Annotated in this window: 17 protein-coding genes; 7 read left to right on the forward strand and 10 right to left on the reverse strand. The window is 65.6% G+C overall.

Going from position 1 to position 18,708, the window contains the following annotated elements; all coding sequences use genetic code 11:
- Positions 1–10: 10 nt before the first annotated feature.
- Positions 11–1,186, reverse strand: a complete 1,176-nt coding sequence (locus QX039_RS07245) for a zinc-dependent alcohol dehydrogenase (RefSeq protein WP_315738378.1) — start codon at positions 1,184–1,186, stop codon at positions 11–13.
- Between the two features lie 107 nt (positions 1,187–1,293).
- Positions 1,294–1,689: a hypothetical protein gene (locus QX039_RS07250; protein WP_315738377.1), complete on the reverse strand. Its 396-nt coding sequence runs from the start codon at positions 1,687–1,689 to the stop codon at positions 1,294–1,296.
- A 345-nt stretch (positions 1,690–2,034) separates the two neighbouring features.
- Between QX039_RS07250 and QX039_RS07255 the strand changes: the two genes are divergently transcribed.
- Positions 2,035–3,333 (forward strand): TadE/TadG family type IV pilus assembly protein, encoded by a 1,299-nt coding sequence (locus QX039_RS07255; RefSeq protein WP_315738376.1) that lies wholly within the window; start codon positions 2,035–2,037, stop codon positions 3,331–3,333.
- A gap of 18 nt (positions 3,334–3,351) precedes the next feature.
- Here the strand turns inward: QX039_RS07255 and mdoH are convergent, their stop codons facing one another.
- The 3 genes from mdoH to QX039_RS07270 form a co-directional block, all read right to left on the reverse strand.
- Positions 3,352–5,481 (reverse strand): glucans biosynthesis glucosyltransferase MdoH, encoded by a 2,130-nt coding sequence (gene mdoH, locus QX039_RS07260; protein WP_315738375.1) that lies wholly within the window; start codon positions 5,479–5,481, stop codon positions 3,352–3,354.
- Positions 5,469–6,965, reverse strand: coding sequence for a glucan biosynthesis protein G (locus tag QX039_RS07265; RefSeq protein ID WP_315738374.1), 1,497 nt, complete (start codon positions 6,963–6,965; stop codon positions 5,469–5,471). Before QX039_RS07265 ends, mdoH begins: the two co-directional genes overlap by 13 nt.
- Positions 6,966–7,155: 190 nt before the next feature.
- Entirely contained in the window at positions 7,156–7,782 is a 627-nt protein-coding gene (locus tag QX039_RS07270; RefSeq protein ID WP_315738373.1) for a LysR family transcriptional regulator, read from the reverse strand.
- Between the two features lie 153 nt (positions 7,783–7,935).
- Between QX039_RS07270 and QX039_RS07275 the strand changes: the two genes are divergently transcribed.
- A complete protein-coding gene (locus tag QX039_RS07275) occupies positions 7,936–8,622 on the forward strand; it encodes an L-2-amino-thiazoline-4-carboxylic acid hydrolase (RefSeq protein ID WP_315738372.1) in 687 nt (228 codons plus the stop codon).
- Between the two features lie 282 nt (positions 8,623–8,904).
- Here QX039_RS07275 and QX039_RS07280 read toward each other — a convergent pair whose 3' ends face one another.
- Positions 8,905–10,350, reverse strand: coding sequence for a short-chain fatty acyl-CoA regulator family protein (locus QX039_RS07280; protein WP_315738371.1), 1,446 nt, complete (start codon positions 10,348–10,350; stop codon positions 8,905–8,907).
- Between the two features lie 195 nt (positions 10,351–10,545).
- Here QX039_RS07280 and QX039_RS07285 point away from each other — a divergent pair, with 195 nt between their 5' ends.
- Complete coding sequence (locus tag QX039_RS07285) at positions 10,546–10,752, forward strand: hypothetical protein (protein WP_315717315.1); 207 nt, start codon at positions 10,546–10,548, stop codon at positions 10,750–10,752.
- A 236-nt stretch (positions 10,753–10,988) separates the two neighbouring features.
- A complete protein-coding gene (locus QX039_RS07290; RefSeq protein ID WP_315738370.1) occupies positions 10,989–11,537 on the forward strand; it encodes a hypothetical protein in 549 nt (182 codons plus the stop codon).
- A gap of 15 nt (positions 11,538–11,552) precedes the next feature.
- Here the strand turns inward: QX039_RS07290 and QX039_RS07295 are convergent, their stop codons facing one another.
- Entirely contained in the window at positions 11,553–12,437 is an 885-nt protein-coding gene (locus QX039_RS07295; protein WP_315738369.1) for a metallophosphoesterase, read from the reverse strand.
- Between the two features lie 127 nt (positions 12,438–12,564).
- Between QX039_RS07295 and QX039_RS07300 the strand changes: the two genes are divergently transcribed.
- From QX039_RS07300 to QX039_RS07310, 3 genes are all read left to right on the forward strand, one after another.
- Positions 12,565–13,086, forward strand: coding sequence for an NUDIX domain-containing protein (locus QX039_RS07300; protein ID WP_315738368.1), 522 nt, complete (start codon positions 12,565–12,567; stop codon positions 13,084–13,086).
- Between the two features lie 48 nt (positions 13,087–13,134).
- Positions 13,135–14,067, forward strand: a complete 933-nt coding sequence (locus QX039_RS07305; protein ID WP_315773431.1) for a glycosyltransferase family 2 protein — start codon at positions 13,135–13,137, stop codon at positions 14,065–14,067.
- A gap of 78 nt (positions 14,068–14,145) precedes the next feature.
- Positions 14,146–15,318, forward strand: coding sequence for a M20 aminoacylase family protein (locus QX039_RS07310; protein ID WP_315773433.1), 1,173 nt, complete (start codon positions 14,146–14,148; stop codon positions 15,316–15,318).
- Between the two features lie 16 nt (positions 15,319–15,334).
- Here the strand turns inward: QX039_RS07310 and QX039_RS07315 are convergent, their stop codons facing one another.
- The 3 genes from QX039_RS07315 to eutC all read right to left on the reverse strand — a co-directional run bounded on the left by QX039_RS07315 (position 15,335) and on the right by eutC (position 18,706).
- Positions 15,335–16,396, reverse strand: coding sequence for an AraC family transcriptional regulator (locus QX039_RS07315; RefSeq protein ID WP_315738365.1), 1,062 nt, complete (start codon positions 16,394–16,396; stop codon positions 15,335–15,337).
- 149 nt (positions 16,397–16,545) lie between these two features.
- Positions 16,546–17,952 (reverse strand): ethanolamine permease, encoded by a 1,407-nt coding sequence (gene eat / locus QX039_RS07320; RefSeq protein ID WP_315773435.1) that lies wholly within the window; start codon positions 17,950–17,952, stop codon positions 16,546–16,548.
- The gene (gene eutC / locus QX039_RS07325; RefSeq protein ID WP_315773453.1) at positions 17,945–18,706 is read right to left on the reverse strand and encodes an ethanolamine ammonia-lyase subunit EutC; all 762 of its coding nucleotides are present in this window, start codon (positions 18,704–18,706) and stop codon (positions 17,945–17,947) included. Before eutC ends, eat begins: the two co-directional genes overlap by 8 nt.
- Positions 18,707–18,708 lie beyond the last annotated feature (2 nt).

The following is an 18,708-nucleotide window of genomic DNA, read 5'->3' on the forward strand; positions in this document are numbered from 1 at the left end:
ATGCGATCCCTTATGGCTTCAGCACGACCTTGACGCAGCTGTCCTGCTTGTCACGGAAGGCGCGATACATCTCGGGCCCCTGTGCAAGCGGAACGGTGTGGGTGATGACGAAGGATGGGTCGATCTGGCCATCCTCGATGCGCTGCACGAGGTCGTCGGTCCAGCGGTTGACGTGGGTCTGGCCGGTGCGGATCGTCAGGCCCTTGTTCATCAGCGCCCCCATCGGCACCATGTCGGACAGTCCGCTGTAGACGCCGGGGATCGAGACGATGCCGCCGGGACGGCAGACATAGATGATCTCGCGCAGCACGTGCGGCCGGTCGTTCTCGAGCATCAACATCTGCTTGGCGCGATCGATCACGCTATCGGGCTGTGCGAGGGTGACATGGCTCTCGAAGCCGACGCAATCGATGCACTTCTCCGGGCCCTTGTTGTCGGTCAGCTCGTTCAGCCGTCCGACCACGCTCTCCTTGTCGAAATTGATGGGGATGGCGCCGCCGGCTTCGGCCATCGCCAGCCGCTCCGGAATGCGGTCGATCGCAATCACCTTGGCGGCGCCGAGCAGGACGGCGCTGCGGATCGCCATCTGTCCCACCGGGCCGCAACCCCACACCGCGACCGTATCGTCCGGCTCGATGTCGCATTGCGCGGCCGCCTGCCATCCGGTTGGGAAGATGTCGCTGAGAAACAGCGCCTGCTCGTCCGTCATGCTGTCCGGAACCTTGATGTGCGTGGCGTCGGCGAACGGCACGCGCAGATACTCGGCCTGGCCGCCCGGATAGCCGCCGGTGAGATGCGTGTAGCCGAACAGGCCTGCGGTGGTGTGTCCGAACACCTTCTCGGCAAGATGCTTGTTGCGGTTGGTGGTCTCACAGACCGAGAAATTGCCGCGCCGGCACTGCTCGCATTCGCCGCAGATGATGGTGAAGGGCACGACGATGCGGTCGCCCTTCTTGAGCTTGCCGTTGACGCCGGAGCCGACCTCGACGACCTCGCCCATGGTCTCGTGGCCCATGATGTCGCCGGGCATCATCGCCGGGATGTAGTTGTGGAACAGATGCAGGTCGGAGCCGCAGATCGCGCAGCTCGTCACCTTGATGATGGCATCCCTGTCATGCTCGATCTCGGGATCGCTCACCGTGTCGCAGCGAATGTCCTCTTTGCCATGCCAAACCAGCGCCTTCATACAGTCCTCCGGGCAGAATGTTGCGGAGGCAAGTCGAAGGGCGCGTCGATGGTTGCTATCGAAGGCGCAATTTTCGGAGGTGGCGAGGCGTCCGCTCGGAGCCCGGCTCAGGCGGACTTGGCGGCCTTCTTCGCCGTGGCCCTCGCAGGAGCCTTCCTGGCCGCCTTGCCAGCTTGCGGCTTGGCTGCCGCGGCGTCGGCCTTTTTCTCCGGAGGCTTGGACTCCGCCTTCCTGGGCAGCTCCGCGGCGGCGGCCTGGCGCATCGCGCGGGCGTAGCTGTCGGCGACGTTGTCGGCGGAGATCAGGAGCCGTCGGGCGGCGGCATTGGCCTGCTCGACCGCCTCGCGAGCGAGCAGCTTGAAGCGCTCCTTGGCGTCCTTGTCCTTGGCCTTGACGGCCATGCCGTTGAAGCGGTCCTTGCGCTTCTTCGCCGCCGCCAGAATGGCCTTGTTCTGCTGCTTGGCCAGTTGCCGGATCACGGCATCAAGATCGGCATCCGCCATCGTCGTCCCCAACTCCCCCAGAGAATCAGCGCGCCCCGGCGCTGCAAACCGCGCGGACTATGCAATCGGCGCCGCCGCTTTGCAATCGGGGTACCAGAGGAGGGGTGCCGCGCAGATCAGGGGGGCGGGCGGATGAGACCCGTCCGGCATTCCGTGTTGGGCCCGCCAAAAACACTGTCCGCATGGCAGTCATGTCACTCTGAGTGGTGCATCGACACCGCCGGAAGGCCGCTTACGACAATCGGAAACGCAACGTAACCAATTCTCGGCAATTCCATCAATTCCAATGCAACGCTTGATCCGCAACATTCCCGGCAACATCACCGTGTTCGTTGGAGTGTGGCCGTGCTGGCCGGAAATAGATACCTCAGGCTATTGTCGCGTTTCCGTCGCGACCAGAGCGGCAACATCGCGATCATCTTCGCGCTCGCTTTGCTCCCGATCCTCGCCTTCGTCGGCTCGGCGATCGACTATTCGATGGCCGTGCGCGCCAAGGCGAAGCTGTCGGCTTCGATCGACGCCGCGATGCTGGCTGCGACCGGCTACACCGCCATGCGCGGCGCCGCGTCGGACGCCAAGACGGCGGCGACCAACATGTTCAACGGCCAGATGGCGGCGCACAATCTGGCGGCGGACTCGCTAAACATCGATATCAGCGATAGCGTCACCGCGCGGACCGTGACCGGCAGCGCCACCGTGGTGGTCAAGACGGCCTTCATGCACATGTTCGGCTACCCGACCATGACGGTCTCGGCCTCGTCGTCTGCTTCGGCCTCGTTCCCGACCTACATGGACTTTTACGTCCTGCTCGACAACTCGCCATCGCAGGGCCTCGGCGCAACCACGGCCGACATGACGACGCTGCAGAATGCGACGTCCGACAAGTGCGCCTTCGCCTGCCACGACACCTATACGTCGAGCTCGAAGAAGACGCTGCAGACCAACAGCTATTATTCCATCGCCAAGAAGAAGGGCGTGACGATGCGCATCGACGTCGTCCGGAGCGCGACGCAGTCGCTCACGGACACGGCGACCGCCAGCCAGGTCGTCAGCAACCAGTACCGGATGGCGGTCTACAGCCTGGGCAGCGACTGCGGCTCGCTCGGCCTCACGACCATCGCCAGCCTGTCCTCGAGCATGTCCTCGGTGAAGTCGTCGGTCGGTTCGCTCGACCTGATGACGATCCCCTACAGCGGCTACAACAACGACATGTGCAGCGATTTCGACGGTGCGATGTCCGCGATGAACGGCGTCATCCCGACCCAGGGCGATGGCTCGTCGACCAAGCCGCAGAAATGGCTGTTCTTCGTCTCCGACGGCGTCGCCGACTATTCCTATCCGACCACCTGCAGCAAGACAGTTCTCTCGGGCGGCCGCTGCCAGGAACCGCTGAACACGACGACCTGTGATGCGTTGAAGGCTCGTGGCATCAAGATCGCCGTGCTCTACACCACCTATCTCGCGATCACCAACAACAGCTGGTACACGACCTATATCGCGCCATGGCGGGATTCGATCAGCGGCATCATGAAATCGTGCGCCAGCCCGGGCTACTACTACGAAGTCGATTCGAGTGGCAGCATCGGCGCAGCGCTTACCGCGCTGTTCCAGCAGGCGATCGCATCGGCGCATCTGACCAAATAGGGCAGGTCGTCCAGGCGCTCATGCGGGAAGTGCGACGAGCTGCTCCAGCGTCGCGCCATCCCTGAGGACGGCCAGGATCTCACGGCGCGACAGGAAGCGGATCGCCTGCGTGAACGAGCCGGCCCCCGCGATGCGCGCTTTGGCGGTGGCGAGGTCGACATCGATGTCGCCCGGCTCGCGCCGCTGTGGCGCGGGCAGGGCATCGACATGCTGTCGCCGCAGCTCGGCATTCCGCTGCAGCGCGACCAGCGCGGCCTCGCGGCGGGGCTCGGGTTCATCGGCAAGCTCCCGCGCCCGGATCAGCACGCGCGGTGGCGTCCGGTCCTCGGGCGTCACGAACAGGGCGGTGCCGGTGCTGCGGCCGCCCGTCAGAAGTCCGATCGGAATCGACAGCACGAGGCCGGCAATGACCGGCGACATCCAGGCGAGCAGAGGCAGTGAGACCGCATAGGCGCTGGCAGCCATTGCGAGGCCGCACAGGGTGGGCAGCGCGAACTTTCGATAGATCTCCTGCCGGCTCACGCCGCCGTCGCTGCGGCGCTGTACCTGCCAGCCGGCGTCGCGTCCCAGCAGGATCTCGATCACCGCGACCGACTGGAAGATCATCATCGAGGGCGCGATCAGCGCAGCCAGCACGGCCTCCGCCAGCACGGCGACGCAGAGGCGCAACGCGCCGCCAAAGCCTCGGCGGCGCGTCGGCGTGAACAACGTGACGAGGCAGGCGAGCAGCTTCGGCACCATCAGCAGGCCGAGCGTCGCCGCGAAGACCTGGGCGGCGAGCACCGGGTCCTGGGCCGGCCAGGTCGGAAACAGCGCAAAGCCCTTCGGAAAGTATTCCGGCCGGACGAAATTGGCCTGCAGCGAAATCAGGATGCCGAGCGCGAGGAAGGCGAACCATAGCGGCGCGGTGATGTAGGCGCCGATGCCGATCAACAGGTGCAGCCGCGATACCCAATGCAGGCCGCGCGCCGGCAGCACCGCCAGATGCTGCAGATTGCCCTGGCACCAGCGCCGGTCGCGCGCGGCATGGTCGATCAGCGATGGCGGGACTTCCTCGAAGCTGCCGTCGAGGTCGACCGTCATGTAGATGCCCCAGCCGGCGCGGCGCATCAGGGCGGCTTCTATGAAGTCGTGGCTGAGAATATGCCCGCCGAACGGCTTGCGGCCGCGCAACTCCGGCAGGGCCGCGTCCTGCGCGAACGCCGCGACGCGAATGATGGCGTTGTGGCCCCAATAGTTGCCTTCGGCGCCGTACCACCAGGCATTGCCGGCGGCGATGACCGGCCCGTAGAGTCGGCCGGCGAACTGCTGAAGGCGAGCGAAGAGACTGGTGCCGTTGACGATCACGGGCAGGGTCTGGATCAGCGCCGCTTCCGGGGCGTGCTCCATCGCATGCGCCAGCCGCACCACGGTCGGGCCGCTCATCAGGCTGTCGGCGTCGAGGATGATCATGTGATCATAAGCCGCGCCGAAGCGCCGCACCCATTCGGCGATGTTGCCCGCCTTGCGGGCGACATTGTCGGCGCGGTGCCGGTAGAACACGCGATCGGTGCCGCAGGCCTCGCGCAGCGCCAGAAACGCGGCTTCCTCGCCGATCCAGATGTCGGGATCGGTGGTGTCGCTCAGCAGAAACCAGTCGAAGCGCTCGGCCTGACCGGTCTCGGCGACGGACTCGATCATGGCCCGCAGCCGCACCATCACCGCATGCGGATCCTCGTTGTAGGTCGGCAGCAGCATCGCCGTGCGGCTTGCGAGATCGGGCAGAGGGCCGTCGATGTCGATCGCGATCGTATCGCGCCGCCGCCCCAGCAAGGCATAGAAGCCGGCCAGCGCGCACACGAAAGCGAAGGCGATCCACGCAAGCAGGATCGAGAACAGCACCAGCACCATGCCTTCCAGCACGGTCACCCCGCCGACCTCGACCACTTCGTACATCTTGTAGCAGCCGGCCAACGTCAATGCGGCCGTGCCGGCGAAGATCAGCGCGCGCCGCAACGCGATGCGTGGCCCGCTCGTGATCGCCTGTTGCGCCGCCGGAGCCTGATGCAGCGGCGACGGCTCCATCGCGAGCGGCGCTTCTGCGGGAAGGAAGCCGTTGATCACCGCGCGATGAGGCGCGCGCATCTGCCTTGAGGTTACGGCGTCCATCGATAGATCCAGCTCTCGGAGACGAGCTTGTCATTGGCGGTGAGCTCGGCGCGCAGCTCGACCGGTGCGCCATTCACGGCACATTGGAAGCTCAGCCGCCATCCGCCCGTCTCGGGGTTGGGCTGCGTGACGATGTTGGTCACCTCCGCTTTGTCGGCGCTGACCACGCCCTTGACCTGGCCCGAATCGAGTTCCTTCAAGGCGTCTCCCTCGAGCTCGAGCACGAACAGCCGTCCTTCGCCGTGAACGCCGACGCCGGTGCGAGTGACGCGCGCGAGCGCATGCGGCTTCGGCGCATCCTGGCCCCAATGCAGGCGGTAGGTCATGTTGTGCTCGCCCTTGGCGGCGAGCGGCGCCTTCGGTCGCCAGAATGCGGCGATGTTGTCGTGGATCTCCTGCTTGGTCGGAATCTCGAACAGCACCACCGCGCCTTCACCCCAGTCGCCGATCGGCTCGATCCACAGGCTCGGCCGCCGTTCGAAATGCGATTCCAGATCCTGGTAGGCGGCGTATTTTCGCTCCCGCTGCATCAAGCCGAAGCCGCGCGGGTTGAGATCGTTGAACACGCTGACCTGCAGGTCTCGCGGATTGCTCAGGGGGCGCCACAACTGCTCGCCCTTGCCGTTGAACATCGCCAGCCCGTCGGAATCGTGCACGGCGGGGCGGAAGTCGTCGACGTCGTTGCGGTCGTTGGATCCGAAGAAGAACATGCTGGTCATCGGCGCAAGCCCGGCGTGAGCGATCTCGACGCGCGGATACAGCGAGGCCTCGACGTCGAACACGGTCGTCTCGCCGGGACGGATGGTGAACCGGTAGGAGCCGGTGGCGCTCTTGCTGTCGAGCAGCGCGTGCACCACCATCGCGGTGGCGCCGCCCGTCGGCTTCTCCAGCCAGAACGCCTTGAACACCGGAAATTCCTCGCCCTTGGCCTCGCCGGTGTCGATCGACAGCCCCCGCGCGGAGAGCCCGTAGATCTCGCCCTTGGCGACCGCGCGAAAATAGCTCGCGCCAAGAAACACACAGACCTCGTCGTAGTAGTTCGGCCGGTTCATCGGCGCGTGGATGCGGAAGCCGGCAAAGCCGAGATCGGCGGCCGGGAACGCCGCGACCTGCTGACCGAATGCAAAGTCCTCCGGACGATAGGCCACGGGCTTGGCCTGCCCGTCGGCAATCTCGTAGATGTCGACCCGGTCCTTGTAGATGGAGCCGCGGTGGAAGAACTGCGCCTGGAACGGCAGGTTATCGCCGCGCCACAGCGCATGGTCCGGCAGGAAGCGGATCGAGCGATAGGCGTCGTAGTCGAGCTTGGCCAGCGCGTCCGGCAGCTTGTCGTCCGGCGCGGCGAATGGCTTAGCCGCGAGATTGCGCGCGAGGTCGCGGACAGTGGCTGCACTGAACGGCTGCGCCGCTGCCGACGCACTCCGCGCCAGCGATGCGGCGACCGGGATCGCAGCCGCAGATTGAATGAACTGACGACGATTCAACTTACTCTCGCTTTGCTGCATGGAACTGCGGAGCAACATTTCTGAAGGCGTCGGGTTCCATCGGGAGGCGCGACCTTTCAGCCCGAACAATCGATCGTCGTGTCCGAACGGCACATGAACGACGATCATGACGCCGCTGACCGGTCGTTGCTCGCACGGCTCTATATTGGCAAAGGCGAGGGGGGAGGCTTCAACGTCGGACGAGTCCGATCCGACCTGGTCGACGGTCGATCGGCAAGGCGTCAGCCGATCTGGAACGCAACCATACGCGCAGGCCCGTCACTTCCGGACACTCCGCCGTCCCTTCAGGTGCGATGAGCCAGTCTCCCAAGCCGCTGCTCCCTTCGATCCTGTCGCAGCGATAGCCGGGATGGTTGCTAAGGCCACGGTCGATCAACATGTCGACCTTCCCTTCGACCAACTCATGCAAGCCGGCCGGCTGCACGACCCGCAATCCGATGTCGGGATGTGTGCCGCGGAAATGCTCCAGCGCGAGGCGACGCAAATCGAAGCCGTCGTGGACGCCCAGTTGCAGCAGCACCGCGCATCGGGGTTTGAGCTGCGAGGTCGCATCTGCGATGCGGCGAAAGCCGTCGGAGATCCCGACCAGATAGGACTTTCCCTCCGCCGTCAGGACGAGTTGCTTGTGCAGCCGCTCGAACAGACGTACCCCGAGGCGCAGTTCGAGGGCCTTCACGTGCTGCCCGATAGCGGCGGGCGTCACATGCAGCTCATGCGCAGCCAGCTTGAAGCTGAGATGTCGCGCCGCAGCTTCGAAGGCTCGGAGCGCGTTCAGGGGAGGGAGGCTGTAGGTCATCGTCAGGCACTCTGGCACGGCAGGTCCGTAGGCCTGCAATAGATTTTCTTTCGCTGAGCCGCAGAAACTCTGCTTTGAGGCGCGCGGATGGTCGCGGGTAGGGTTGCTTGCTCAACGTGCTGGCCGGACAGGTCCGGCAACGAAGGAGGTTCGATGTCCGATATCCATCTCTTCTACCAGACGCACATCGGCGCCATGCAGGACGCCATGCGCCAGCGCCTCGACCTTGCCGGTCCCTTCCTGAGCCAGCGGGCTGAGCTGTCTGACATCGATGCAATCAGGGCCGACGTCATGAAGGAGTTCGACGTCGTGCTCAATCAGCTTCCATATGTCGGAGGCGCCGCAAGCCGCATGACCGCGTTCTTCATGCAGCTCATCGGCTTCATGGCCATGAGCCGTGTGCTCCGGCGACACGGCTTGCCATCCGCCGTGATCGGCGACATCGAACGAGAGGTCCACAAGGCGCAGCTGCTCACGGAGCCTGAAGCGCAGCGTCTCGAAGCGGGCCGCCGATTCATGTCGCCCGAGAACCGGAGCTTGTTGCGTCAACAGGCGGCGTTGAGTACATCGGAAAGCCATCGGCGCGAATTTCCTGACGACTTCGTCTACGATGTCGTCGAGCCCGGCCCGAGTGACACCTTCGAATTCGGCATCGACTACAAGGCTTGCGGCTTTTGCAAATTCGCCGCTCGTCATGGTGACAAGGACATCCTGCCGAACATCTGCGGGCTGGACGTCGACGCCTATGCGACGCGCGGCGTCCGGCTCGAGCGGACGCAGACGCTGGCCGGTGGGGCAAGCCACTGCAACTTCCGCTTCTCGCGGCTGGCCTCGGATTAGGTCGGTTCATTCTTTGGCAACGCGAGGTTCTTCCAAACGAAAGCTCTCTTAGCGATTGCAGTTCGTAGGGTGGGCAAAGGCGCGCATGCGGCGCTGTCTGCATCTGGCGCTGCTCTCTGCGCGCCGTGCCCAAATGACGTGGATAGATGGGGCTAAAAACCCGGTGTCAGTCCGGGGCGCGCGAAGCGCGAGCCCGGAATCAGGGCCGCAGGCGGTGTCGTTGGATGGATTCCTGGTTTGCGCTTCGCGCGCCCCGGAATGACGGAGGAGAGAGCCGTGGTCTCAAAGCTCCCTTGCATTGCTGAACGCGAACGAGCTGACGCGCCGCGTCGTCTCATCCAGGATCAGCGTCCGCGTGATCGGCGGCTCGGCGCGCTGGGCGCAGTTCTCCCGCTCGCACAGCCGGCAGTTGACGCCGATCGGAGTGCCCTCTGTTTTCTCCAGATCGATGCCGGCGGCATAGACCAAGCGCGACGCATGCCTGATCTCGCAGCCGAGGCCGATGGCGAAGCGTGGCTGCGGCAGCGGATGCGGCGCGACCGGGCGGCGGACCATCTGGGCGATCGAGAAATAGCGCGAACCGTCCGGCAGCTCGATGATCTGCTTCAGAAGGCGGTCCGGCGTGTCGAAGGTCGAATGCACGTTCCACAGCGGGCAGGTGCCGCCGAACTTGGAGAACGGGAAGGTGCCCGACGAGAAGCGCTTGGAGACGTTGCCGGCATTGTCGACGCGCAGCATGAAGAAGGGAATGCCGCGCGCGTTCGGCCGCGACAGGGTGGTGAGGCGGTGGCAGACCTGCTCGAAGCCGGTGTTGAAGCGCTGCGCCAGCACGTTGATGTCGTAGTTGAGCGCTTCGGCCGCGGCGAGAAACGGGGCGTAGGGCATCATCACGGCGGCGGCGAAGTAGCTCGCCAGCGTCATGCGGTACAGCCGCCGCGAGGTGTCGTCGAGCGCGCCGGCGCGGCCGATGATGAGCTCGAACTGCGGCAGGCATTCGGCCATGCCGAGCTGCACCGCGAGCTGGAAGGTGCGTCCGGGGCCGTCGACCAGTTCGGAGATCAGCAGCTGGCGGCGATGGCGGTCGTAGCGGCGCAAGGTCTCGCGCATCACGTCGACCGGCATCACCCGCGTCTGCACCGAATGCTTTTCGCGCAGCCGCGCCGCGAGCGCCGCATAGAGCCCCTCGGCCGGCACGTCGAGCGCGTCGCGCAGGCTTTCGGCCTGCTGCTCGAGCTCGGCGAAATAGTTGCGGTTGGCTTCGATCAGGTCCCGCACGCGCTCGATCGGGTTGGCCTCGAAACGGGCGCCCTCGTTGCGGTCGGCCATCTGCGCCGCCACCAGGGTCTCGCCGCGGCGCGCCTCGGTGTAGGCCGCGTACAGCCGCTGCAGCGCGTGGGTGACGCCGGGGCAGAGCTCGGCGAGATCGCGCAGCTCCTGCTTGGGCAGCTCGATCTGGCGGAACAGCGGATCGGAGAAGATCTCGTTGAGCTCGGCGAAGAAGCGGTCCTCGTCGGCGCTGGCGAGGTCGCGCAGGTCGAGGTCGTAAGTTTCGGCCAGCCGCAGCAGGATCTGGGCAGAGACCGGGCGCTGGTTGCGCTCGATCAGGTTGACATAGCTCGGCGAGATCCCGAGGCCCTCGGCGAGCTGGGTCTGCGACAGCCCCAATTGCTGGCGGATGCGCCTGAAGCGCGGGCCGACGAACAGCTTCTTTCCGGATTCGCCGGGCATCGCGATCCCCCTTCGGGCCGGCCGGCCCGCCTTTGTGACAAAATTTACAAAATGACATTTATGACAAGTGATGATGTTACATGACATCACCATTCGAAAACAAGGGCTCTATACGAAACAGCCGGACTCGCGTTTATCTCCTGTCACGCAATTCGCAATGCACTGTCAAAATTGTGACGGTTGAAGGAGAGTCTCATGAGCAGCAATTTCTGGGTGATCGGCGGCGAGTTCGGCTCGATGAATTTCCACAAGCTGGTGGAAGGCTCGGCCCAGGTGAAGGGTCCGTTCAAGTCGCGCAAGGAAGCCGAGGATTGCTGGCGCGAGGTGTCCGAGGAGAACCGCCACAAGGCTGGCGTGCGGTTCTCGATCGTCGAGGAACCGCAGCGCGCTCCGGCCGCCTGACGCGGCCGCGCAAGGAATGCATTGCCGGGTATTTCAATAAGCTCAAGGAAGAGCCCAAGGACGGGGCGGTCTCAGCCGGATCACATCGGCGGGGGCCGCCCACGTCCTTTTCGCGGTTACGACGGCGTGCTTATAACCCATTGAAGATGAAAGGGGATTGCAGAATACTGGGTTACTGCTAGGTTTACACGGTGGGAACCTGGCGAAACCAGGGCCGAACCGTGAAAGCGTGAGCGATGTCCGAGGCCGCCGATAGCAGCACAGACTCCCGCCCCGTGCGCCTGCGCGAAGCGCTGCGCCAGGCCCGGATCGAGGCCGCGGACCGAACGGGCGTGGTGGTCGACCTGCGCGACGCCGAGGTGGCTCGGCTGGAGATCCTCAACGACGCGCTCGACCCCCTGTTCGCAGAGATCCCGAGCCAGCTCGATCTGTTCGACCGTGGCATCAGCCAGGGCGAGACGCCGCGGCTGTGGATCGACGTCGTCGCCCATGTCGTGATGGGGCGTGACAAGCGGCAGTATCGCTTCGTGCAGGACACCCGCAACGGCCGCATCGTGCTCGTCGAGTCGCACGACATCGGTGCGATCGTGAAAGCCGTCACCGACTACGTCGCCCGCCGCATGGTCGAGCGCGAGCGTGCCTTCAGCGTCGCCCGGGCTCAGGCGAAGGAGACCAGCGAGGCGCCGCGGCGGCGCGGCGGGTTCTGGCCGTTCGTGCTCGGCTTCGTGCTTGGCGCGCTGTCGCTGTTCGGGGTCGCGTTCTATGCGAGCCTGCAGCAGATCTGAGGACTTGGCCGCGACTCAAAGCAGGCGGACCTCGCGGATTTCGCGCACGCGCAGCGCCTCGTTGACCGCGCGCACGGTCATGTCGCAGCGCCAGTGATTGCCGTCGCTGCTGATGGCAAGCATGTTGTAGGCCGCGGCTGGATAGTGGCCATGCGCGATCGAGGAGGCCGAGGGCACGCCGACGACCGGGATCTTGCGCTCCGGGCCGTCGATCCAGATGGTCGAATGCACGTGGTCATGGCCGTGCAGGATCAGCTCGACGCCATGGCGCGCGAGCAGCGCGATCAGCTTCTTGGCGTCGGTCAGCCGCTTCATCCGGTGGGCCGAGCGCAGCGGATGATGCACCAGCAGCACGCGGAACAGCTGCTCGTGCGCCAGCGATTCGAGCAGCAGCTCAAGCGCGGCGAGTTGCGCGCTGCCGATCCGTCCCGTCGCCATGAACGGCGCCGAGGGCACGGCCGAGGACAGGCTGATCAGCGCCAGCGGCCCGCGCCGGCGCAGCGAGGGGAACGTTGCCGGTCCCGCGGCATCGCCGCCGAAATAGTCGGCAAAGCTCTCGGCGAAGCGCAGCCGGGTCGAGCGCACATACGCGTCGTGATTGCCCGGGATCGCGGTGACCCTGTCCGGCGGCCCCACCGTCCGCAGCCAGGCCTGGGCGATGGGGAATTCGGATTCCAGGGCGAAATTGACCAGATCGCCGGTGACGGCGATCTGGTCCGGCATCTGCGTGTGCAGGTCGGAGATGAGCAGATCGAGGATATCGCTGCGATGGTATTTGTAGCGATTGCGCGTCCAGTTGAGATAGCCGAGCGCGCGCTTGCCGGCGAGCTCCGACAGGCGCGGCTTGTGCTGTGGCGCGAGATGCGGGTCGGACAGATGGGCGAGCGTGAAGGCGGCCATTATGCCCCTCGGTGCCGATGGCGGATGCAAGCGCGCCCAGATGTCATCTCGTGCTATCCCTCGTGGTGCCCGGCTCTCATGACAAGCCCTGCCAGCGAGCGCAAGAACAACCAGGACGACGACAGCGATGACGACACATCTGAGCCGGCTGCGGATCCGGTTCGAGCCCGTGCTCCGCCGCGGCTTCCATCTCTATTGGCGCTTCGCCCGCGGCATGACGCTCGGCGTCCGCGGCGTGGTGCTGGATGCCGAGAACCGCGTGTTCCTGGTCCGGCATGGCTATGTCTCGGGTTGGCACCTGCCGGGCGGCGGCGTCGAGGTCGGCGAGACGTTCATTGAGGCGCTGACGCGGGAGCTGTTCGAGGAGGGCCGGATCGCGCTCGAAGGCGAGCCGGAGCTGCACGGCATCTTCCTCAACAGCCACGTCTCGTCGCGCGACCACGTCGCCGTCTTCGTTATCAAAAGGTTCACGCAGGACCGGCCGCCGGAGCCGAACCTCGAGATCGTGGAGACCGGATTCTTCGCAAATGATGCGCTGCCGGAGGGAACCACGCTCGGCACGCTGTCCCGCCTGCGCGAGGTGCTAGACGGCGTTAAGGTCATTCCCACCTGGCGGCCGGAACAGCACGTTGCCGCCGGATCATTATGAATTTCTGCACCGAATGAGGGCAGTCTCCCGGCCGTGGGAGAGGGGTCGATGATATCACCTTCGATGCGGATCGCCGTGCTGGTGCCCTGCTACAATGAGGAGGCCGCGGTCGCCACCGTGGTCCGCGATTTCAAGCAGGCGTTGCCGACGGCCACGGTCTATGTCTACGACAACAATTCCAAGGACCGCACCATCGAGGTCGCGCGCGCGGCCGGCGCCGAGGTGCGCTCTGAGCGGCGGCAGGGCAAGGGCCACGTCGTCCGGCGCATGTTCGCCGATGTCGATGCTGACATCTACGTCCTGGTCGATGGCGACGCGACCTATGACGCGCCGAGTGCGCCCGGCATGATCGCGCGTCTCGTCAGCGAGCGGCTCGACATGGTGGTGGGCCTGCGCGTCGACCAGGAGCAGGCCGCCTATCGCATGGGTCATCGCACCGGCAACTGGATGCTGACGAGCTTCCTCGCCGAGGTGTTCGGCCAGGCCTTCAAGGACATCCTGTCCGGCTACCGCGTATTCTCGCGCCGTTTCGTCAAATCCTTCCCCGTCCTCTCCGACGGATTCGAGATCGAGACCGAGCTCACCGTGCACGCGCTGGAGCTGGCGCTGCCGGTGGCCGAACTGGCGACGCCATACTACGCGCGGCCCGAAGGGTCCGTCTCCAAGCTCAACACCTGGCGCGACGGCTTCCGCATCCTCGGCACGATCCTGAAGCTCTATCGTTCGGAGAAGCCGCTGCGATTCTTCACCGCGATCGGCATCTTCCTCGCGCTGGTCTCGATCGGCTTCGCGATTCCCATCTTCGTCACCTATATCGAGACCGGACTGGTGCCGCGGCTGCCGACCGCCGTGCTGTCCATGGGCCTGATGATCATGGCGCTGCTGTCGGCCTCGTCGGGCCTCGTGCTCGACACCGTCACCCGCGGTCGCCGCGAGATGAAGCTGCTGGCCTATCTGTCACACGCCCCGATCGAGGGCTGATGCAGGCGAAAGCTTGTGTCCGTCCGCCGTTCCGGTCATGGTTCGGGCGTCGACGTCCTGAACGAGAACACCGCCTCCATGCCCATCCTCAACAGCATCGCCGCGCTCGCCGACGACATGGCCGCCTGGCGCCGTGATTTCCATGAACATCCGGAATTGATGTACGAGGTGCATCGCACCGCCGGCATCGTCGCCGAGCGCTTGCGCGAATTCGGCTGTGACGAGGTGGTGACCGGCATCGGGCGCACCGGCGTGGTCGGTGTCATCCGCGGCCGTCGGACGAGTTCAGGTCGCACCGTCGGCCTGCGCGCCGACATGGACGCGCTGCCGATCGAGGAAGCCTCGGGCGTGCCCTATGCGTCGAAGACGCCGGGCCTGATGCATGCCTGCGGCCATGACGGCCATACCGCGATGCTGCTGGGTGCCGCCAAGCATCTCGCCGACACGCGCAATTTCGACGGCACCGCGATCGTGATCTTCCAGCCCGCCGAGGAGGGCGGCGCCGGCGGCAAGGCGATGGTCGACGATGGATTGATGACCCGCTGGGGCATCCAGGAGGTCTACGGTCTGCACAATGCGCCGGGCGTGCCCGAAGGCGTCTTCGCGCTGCGGCCGGGTCCGATGCTGGCGTCATCGGACCAGCTCGAGATCACCGTCCGCGGCAAGGGCGGTCATGCCGGCGCCGGCGTTCACAAGGCGGTCGACAGCGTGCTGATCGCCGCGCACATCATCACGGCGCTGCAGTCGATCGTGTCGCGCAACGTCGATCCGATCAAGTCGGCGGTCATCTCGATCTGCGTCGTCGAGGCCGGCAAGGCGATGAACGTCATTCCGGAGACCGTCGAATTGAAGGGGACCGTGCGCACGCTGGATCCCGAGGTGCAGGATCTGGTCGAGCGCCGCATTGCCGAGGTCGCCGACGGCATCGCCCGCACCTATGGCGGTGAGGCGACGACGAAATACACGCGGCTCTACCCGATCACGATGAACCATGCGCGCGAGACCGGCGTCGCCGCTGACGTCGCCCGCGACGTTGTCGGCGCGGAGCGGGTGGTCGACAATGCGCCGCCGCTGATGGGGGCCGAGGATTTCGCCTTCATGCTGCAGGCCCGTCCCGGCGCCTTCGTCTTCCTCGGCATGGGCGACGGCAAGGATTGCCACCACCCGGCCTATCGCTTCAACGACAACATTCTCGGCCATGGCGCCTCCTATTGGGTGCGGCTGGTCGAGAAGACGATGCCGGCTGATTGATGCCGGCGGCGTGGCGCTAGCTGCGAGCCGTCGCCTGCAATGACCGTTGGCGCCACTGCCGCGGGCTGCAGCCGCTCCAGCGCGCGAAGGCACGGGAGAACGCGGACGCCTCGGAATAGCCGAGCAGGAAGGCGACGTCGCCGAGCGGCAAATGCGCTTGGCGCAGATAGTGGCGGGCGAGGTCGAGCCGGGTCGCCTCGACGAGGTCGGAGAAGGTGGCGCCGAACTCGGCAAGCCGGCGCTGCAACGTCCACGGCGTGGTCGACAGCGCGTCGGCGACCTCCTCGAGATGCAGCGCGCCGGCTGACAGCCGCCGCCTGATCTCGCCGCGGACCAGATCGAGGAACGCCGGCGTGCCGCACGAGCCGGCGACACTGGCAAGATCGGTCGTGAGCCGCTGCAGGCGTGACAGATCGGCCCCTGGCATGGCGCGGTCCAGGCCGCGGTCGCGAAACACCAGCGCATTGGTGCCTTGCGACCATCCGACGTCGGCATCGAAGGCTGCCTCATGATCGCGCCAGGCGGCCGGCCGGGCATGCTCGAACAGCACCATGTCAGGCGCCCAGCCCGATGGCAGGCACGCGCGGAAGACGTTCGCGAACATGCCCATGGTCAATTCGGCATCCTGCCGGCGATCGACGATCGAGCCGTCGAGGATGCGATATTCGAGGTGGAGAAAGCCGTCCTTGCGGGCGAGGCGGGTCTCGGTGGCCTGCTGATGCCAGGGAAACCACAGCGCGAGATGCTCGATCGCCGAACCGAGCGTCGGCGCGCACAGCGCGATCTCGCCGATCAGGCCGAGCATCTGCGGCTGGTAGCGCTGGCCGAACCACAGTCCGAAATTGTCGTTGCCGGTCTCCTGCGCGGCGTCTTCCATCATCGCGACATAGTCGGCGAGGTCGAGCGCGCGGCGGGTCTGGCCGAGGCATTCGGCATCGATGCCCACCCGTTCGAATACCGCTTCAGGACGGCCTCCCGTCAGGGCGATGAAATCAGCGACACCGGTCGCAGCAGCGGCCAGAATGTTCCGGCTGCGGTCGCGCGGATGCTCGCGTTCGGCTGCAAGAGGCTGTGCCATGAAATCCTCGCCTTTGAGGACGTACGCCGTCGGTTGACACCTCGTAGTTATGCAAATCACGTGCCTGCCGAAGCGGGCTATCGATAAAGCCCTCCGCGCAGGGACGCGGAGGGCTTGCCTCGATCCTGGATCTCGCCGGCCCTGGCGGATCAGTCGGCCATGGCGCGGGCCTCGGTCAAAGCGATGTCGAGCAGATCGTCATTCGCCGCGTTGCCGCGCTTGCCGGCCGTCAGACGATAGAGCAGCAGACCGGCGGCGAACAGCACCACGAAGGCTGCGAACACCTGCAGGTTGAACCAAATCATCGTGAGCAGCGAGAGCGTCGCGCACACCAGCGCCACGGCCGGGAGCACCGGATAGAGCGGCGCCTTGAACGGCCTGATAAGATTGGGCTCGGTGGCGCGCAGGCGGAAGAGAGCGGCCATGCTCATGATGTACATCACGAGCGCGCCGAACACGCTCATGGTGACGATGTTCGCCGTCAGCGTCTGTCCGGCGAACTGGATGAGCTCGTCGGAGTAGATCGCGGCGATGCCGATCACGCCGCCGGCCAGGATCGCCCAATGCGGCGTGCGGCAGGTCGGATGCAGTGCGGCGAGCTTGGCCGGCAGGAAGCCGGCGCGCGACAGTGCGAAGATCTGCCGCGAATAGCCCATGATGATGCCGTGGAACGAGGCGATCAGACCGAACAGGCCGATCCACACCAGCATGTGCAGCCAGCCGGAGTTCTCGCCGACGACGATCTTCATCGCCTGCGGCAAGGGATCGTTGATGTTGGCGAGCTTCGCCCAGTCGCCGACGCCGCCGGCCATGATCATGGTGCCGAAGGCGAGCACGACGAGCGTCAGGATGCCGGCAATGTAGGCGCGAGGAACGGTCCTCGTCGGATTCCTGGTCTCCTCCGCGGCCATGGCGGCACCTTCGATCGCCAGGAAGAACCAGATAGCGAAGGGGATCGCTGCGACGATGCCGCCGATGCTCGCCAGCGAGAACGAATTCTCACCGGCCCAGCCGTTGGCGGTGAAATTGGCGAAGGAAAAACCGGGCGACACGACGCCCATGAACACCAGGAGCTCGCCAATCGCCAGGACCGTGACGAACAGCTCGAACGTCGCTGCGATCGATACGCCCGCGATGTTGAGGGCCATGAACACCACATAGGCGCCGAGCGCGGCGGTCTTGGGTGACAGCGCCGGAAACTGGACGTTAAGATAGGCGCCGATGGCGAGCGCGATGGCAGGCGGTGCGAACACGAATTCGATCAGTGTCGCAAAGCCGGCGACGAAGCCGCCGAGCGGGCCGAAGGCACGGTAGGAATAGGCGAACGGACCACCGGCATGCGGGATCGCGGTGGTGAGTTCGGTGAAGGAAAAGATGAAGGTCGTATACATCACCGCGATGAAGATCGTGGTGACGAGGAAGCCGAGCGTGCCGGCCTTGTCCCAACCATAGCTCCAGCCGAAATATTCGCCGGAGATGACGAGCCCGACCGCGATGCCCCAGAGATGGAGTCCGGTCAGGCTCTTCGAAAGCGTCGGTTTGGTCTCGTCACTCATGTCCAGTCGCTCCTGTCTGTTTGTGATGGGTGATTTGTGATGACGGTGTGGTCGTCTCGATCGCGGCGTCCGGCGCCGCCTCCTTGAGGCCGATGCCGGTGACGCCGATCCGCAGCGCCTCGCGCACCAGCCAGGCCAGCTTGTCGGCGGCGCGCTCGGCCGACAGCCCATGGTGGTGAATGTTGGAGATGCAGTTGCGCGCGCTGTCGCGCAGGCCAGGGGCAGGGTGCAGTGTCAGATACACACCCAGGGAATCCGCCGCCGACAGACCCGGACGCTCGCCGATCAGGACCGCCACCAGCCGGGCGCGCATCGCGGCGCCGACAGCGTCACCCAGCGCCACGCGCGCCTGCGAAGCCAGCACGACCGGGCCGATGGACAGGCCTGTCAGACGCGCCGCGGTGGCGATCACGACAGCGGCGGCATGGCTTTCGACCGCATCCGCCGACAGCCCGTCGGCAATGATGAAGACGAGATCGTACGGACCGGATGTTAGCCTGGCGGCTTCGTCCGCGGCCAGGCGACGTCCGAGGTCGGGCCGGCGCAGATAGCTGGCGCGGTCCGGCGCTGCGCTCGCGACCTTGATCACCTCGCGCGGCGCGAGCGCGTCGGCGATGCCGTCGAAATTGACCTTGCCCCATACGGCATCGCGCGCGAGCGCATGCGCCATCTGGAATGCGAGCTTGGCCTGCGTCGGCAGCCCGTCGCCGGAGCGGCCGAGCGCGACGCGGGCGCGCGTCATCCGGCGTAACATGT

The sequence above is a fragment of the Bradyrhizobium sp. SZCCHNR1043 genome, from assembly GCF_032489675.1.
Taxonomy (GTDB): Bacteria; Pseudomonadota; Alphaproteobacteria; order Rhizobiales; family Xanthobacteraceae; genus Bradyrhizobium.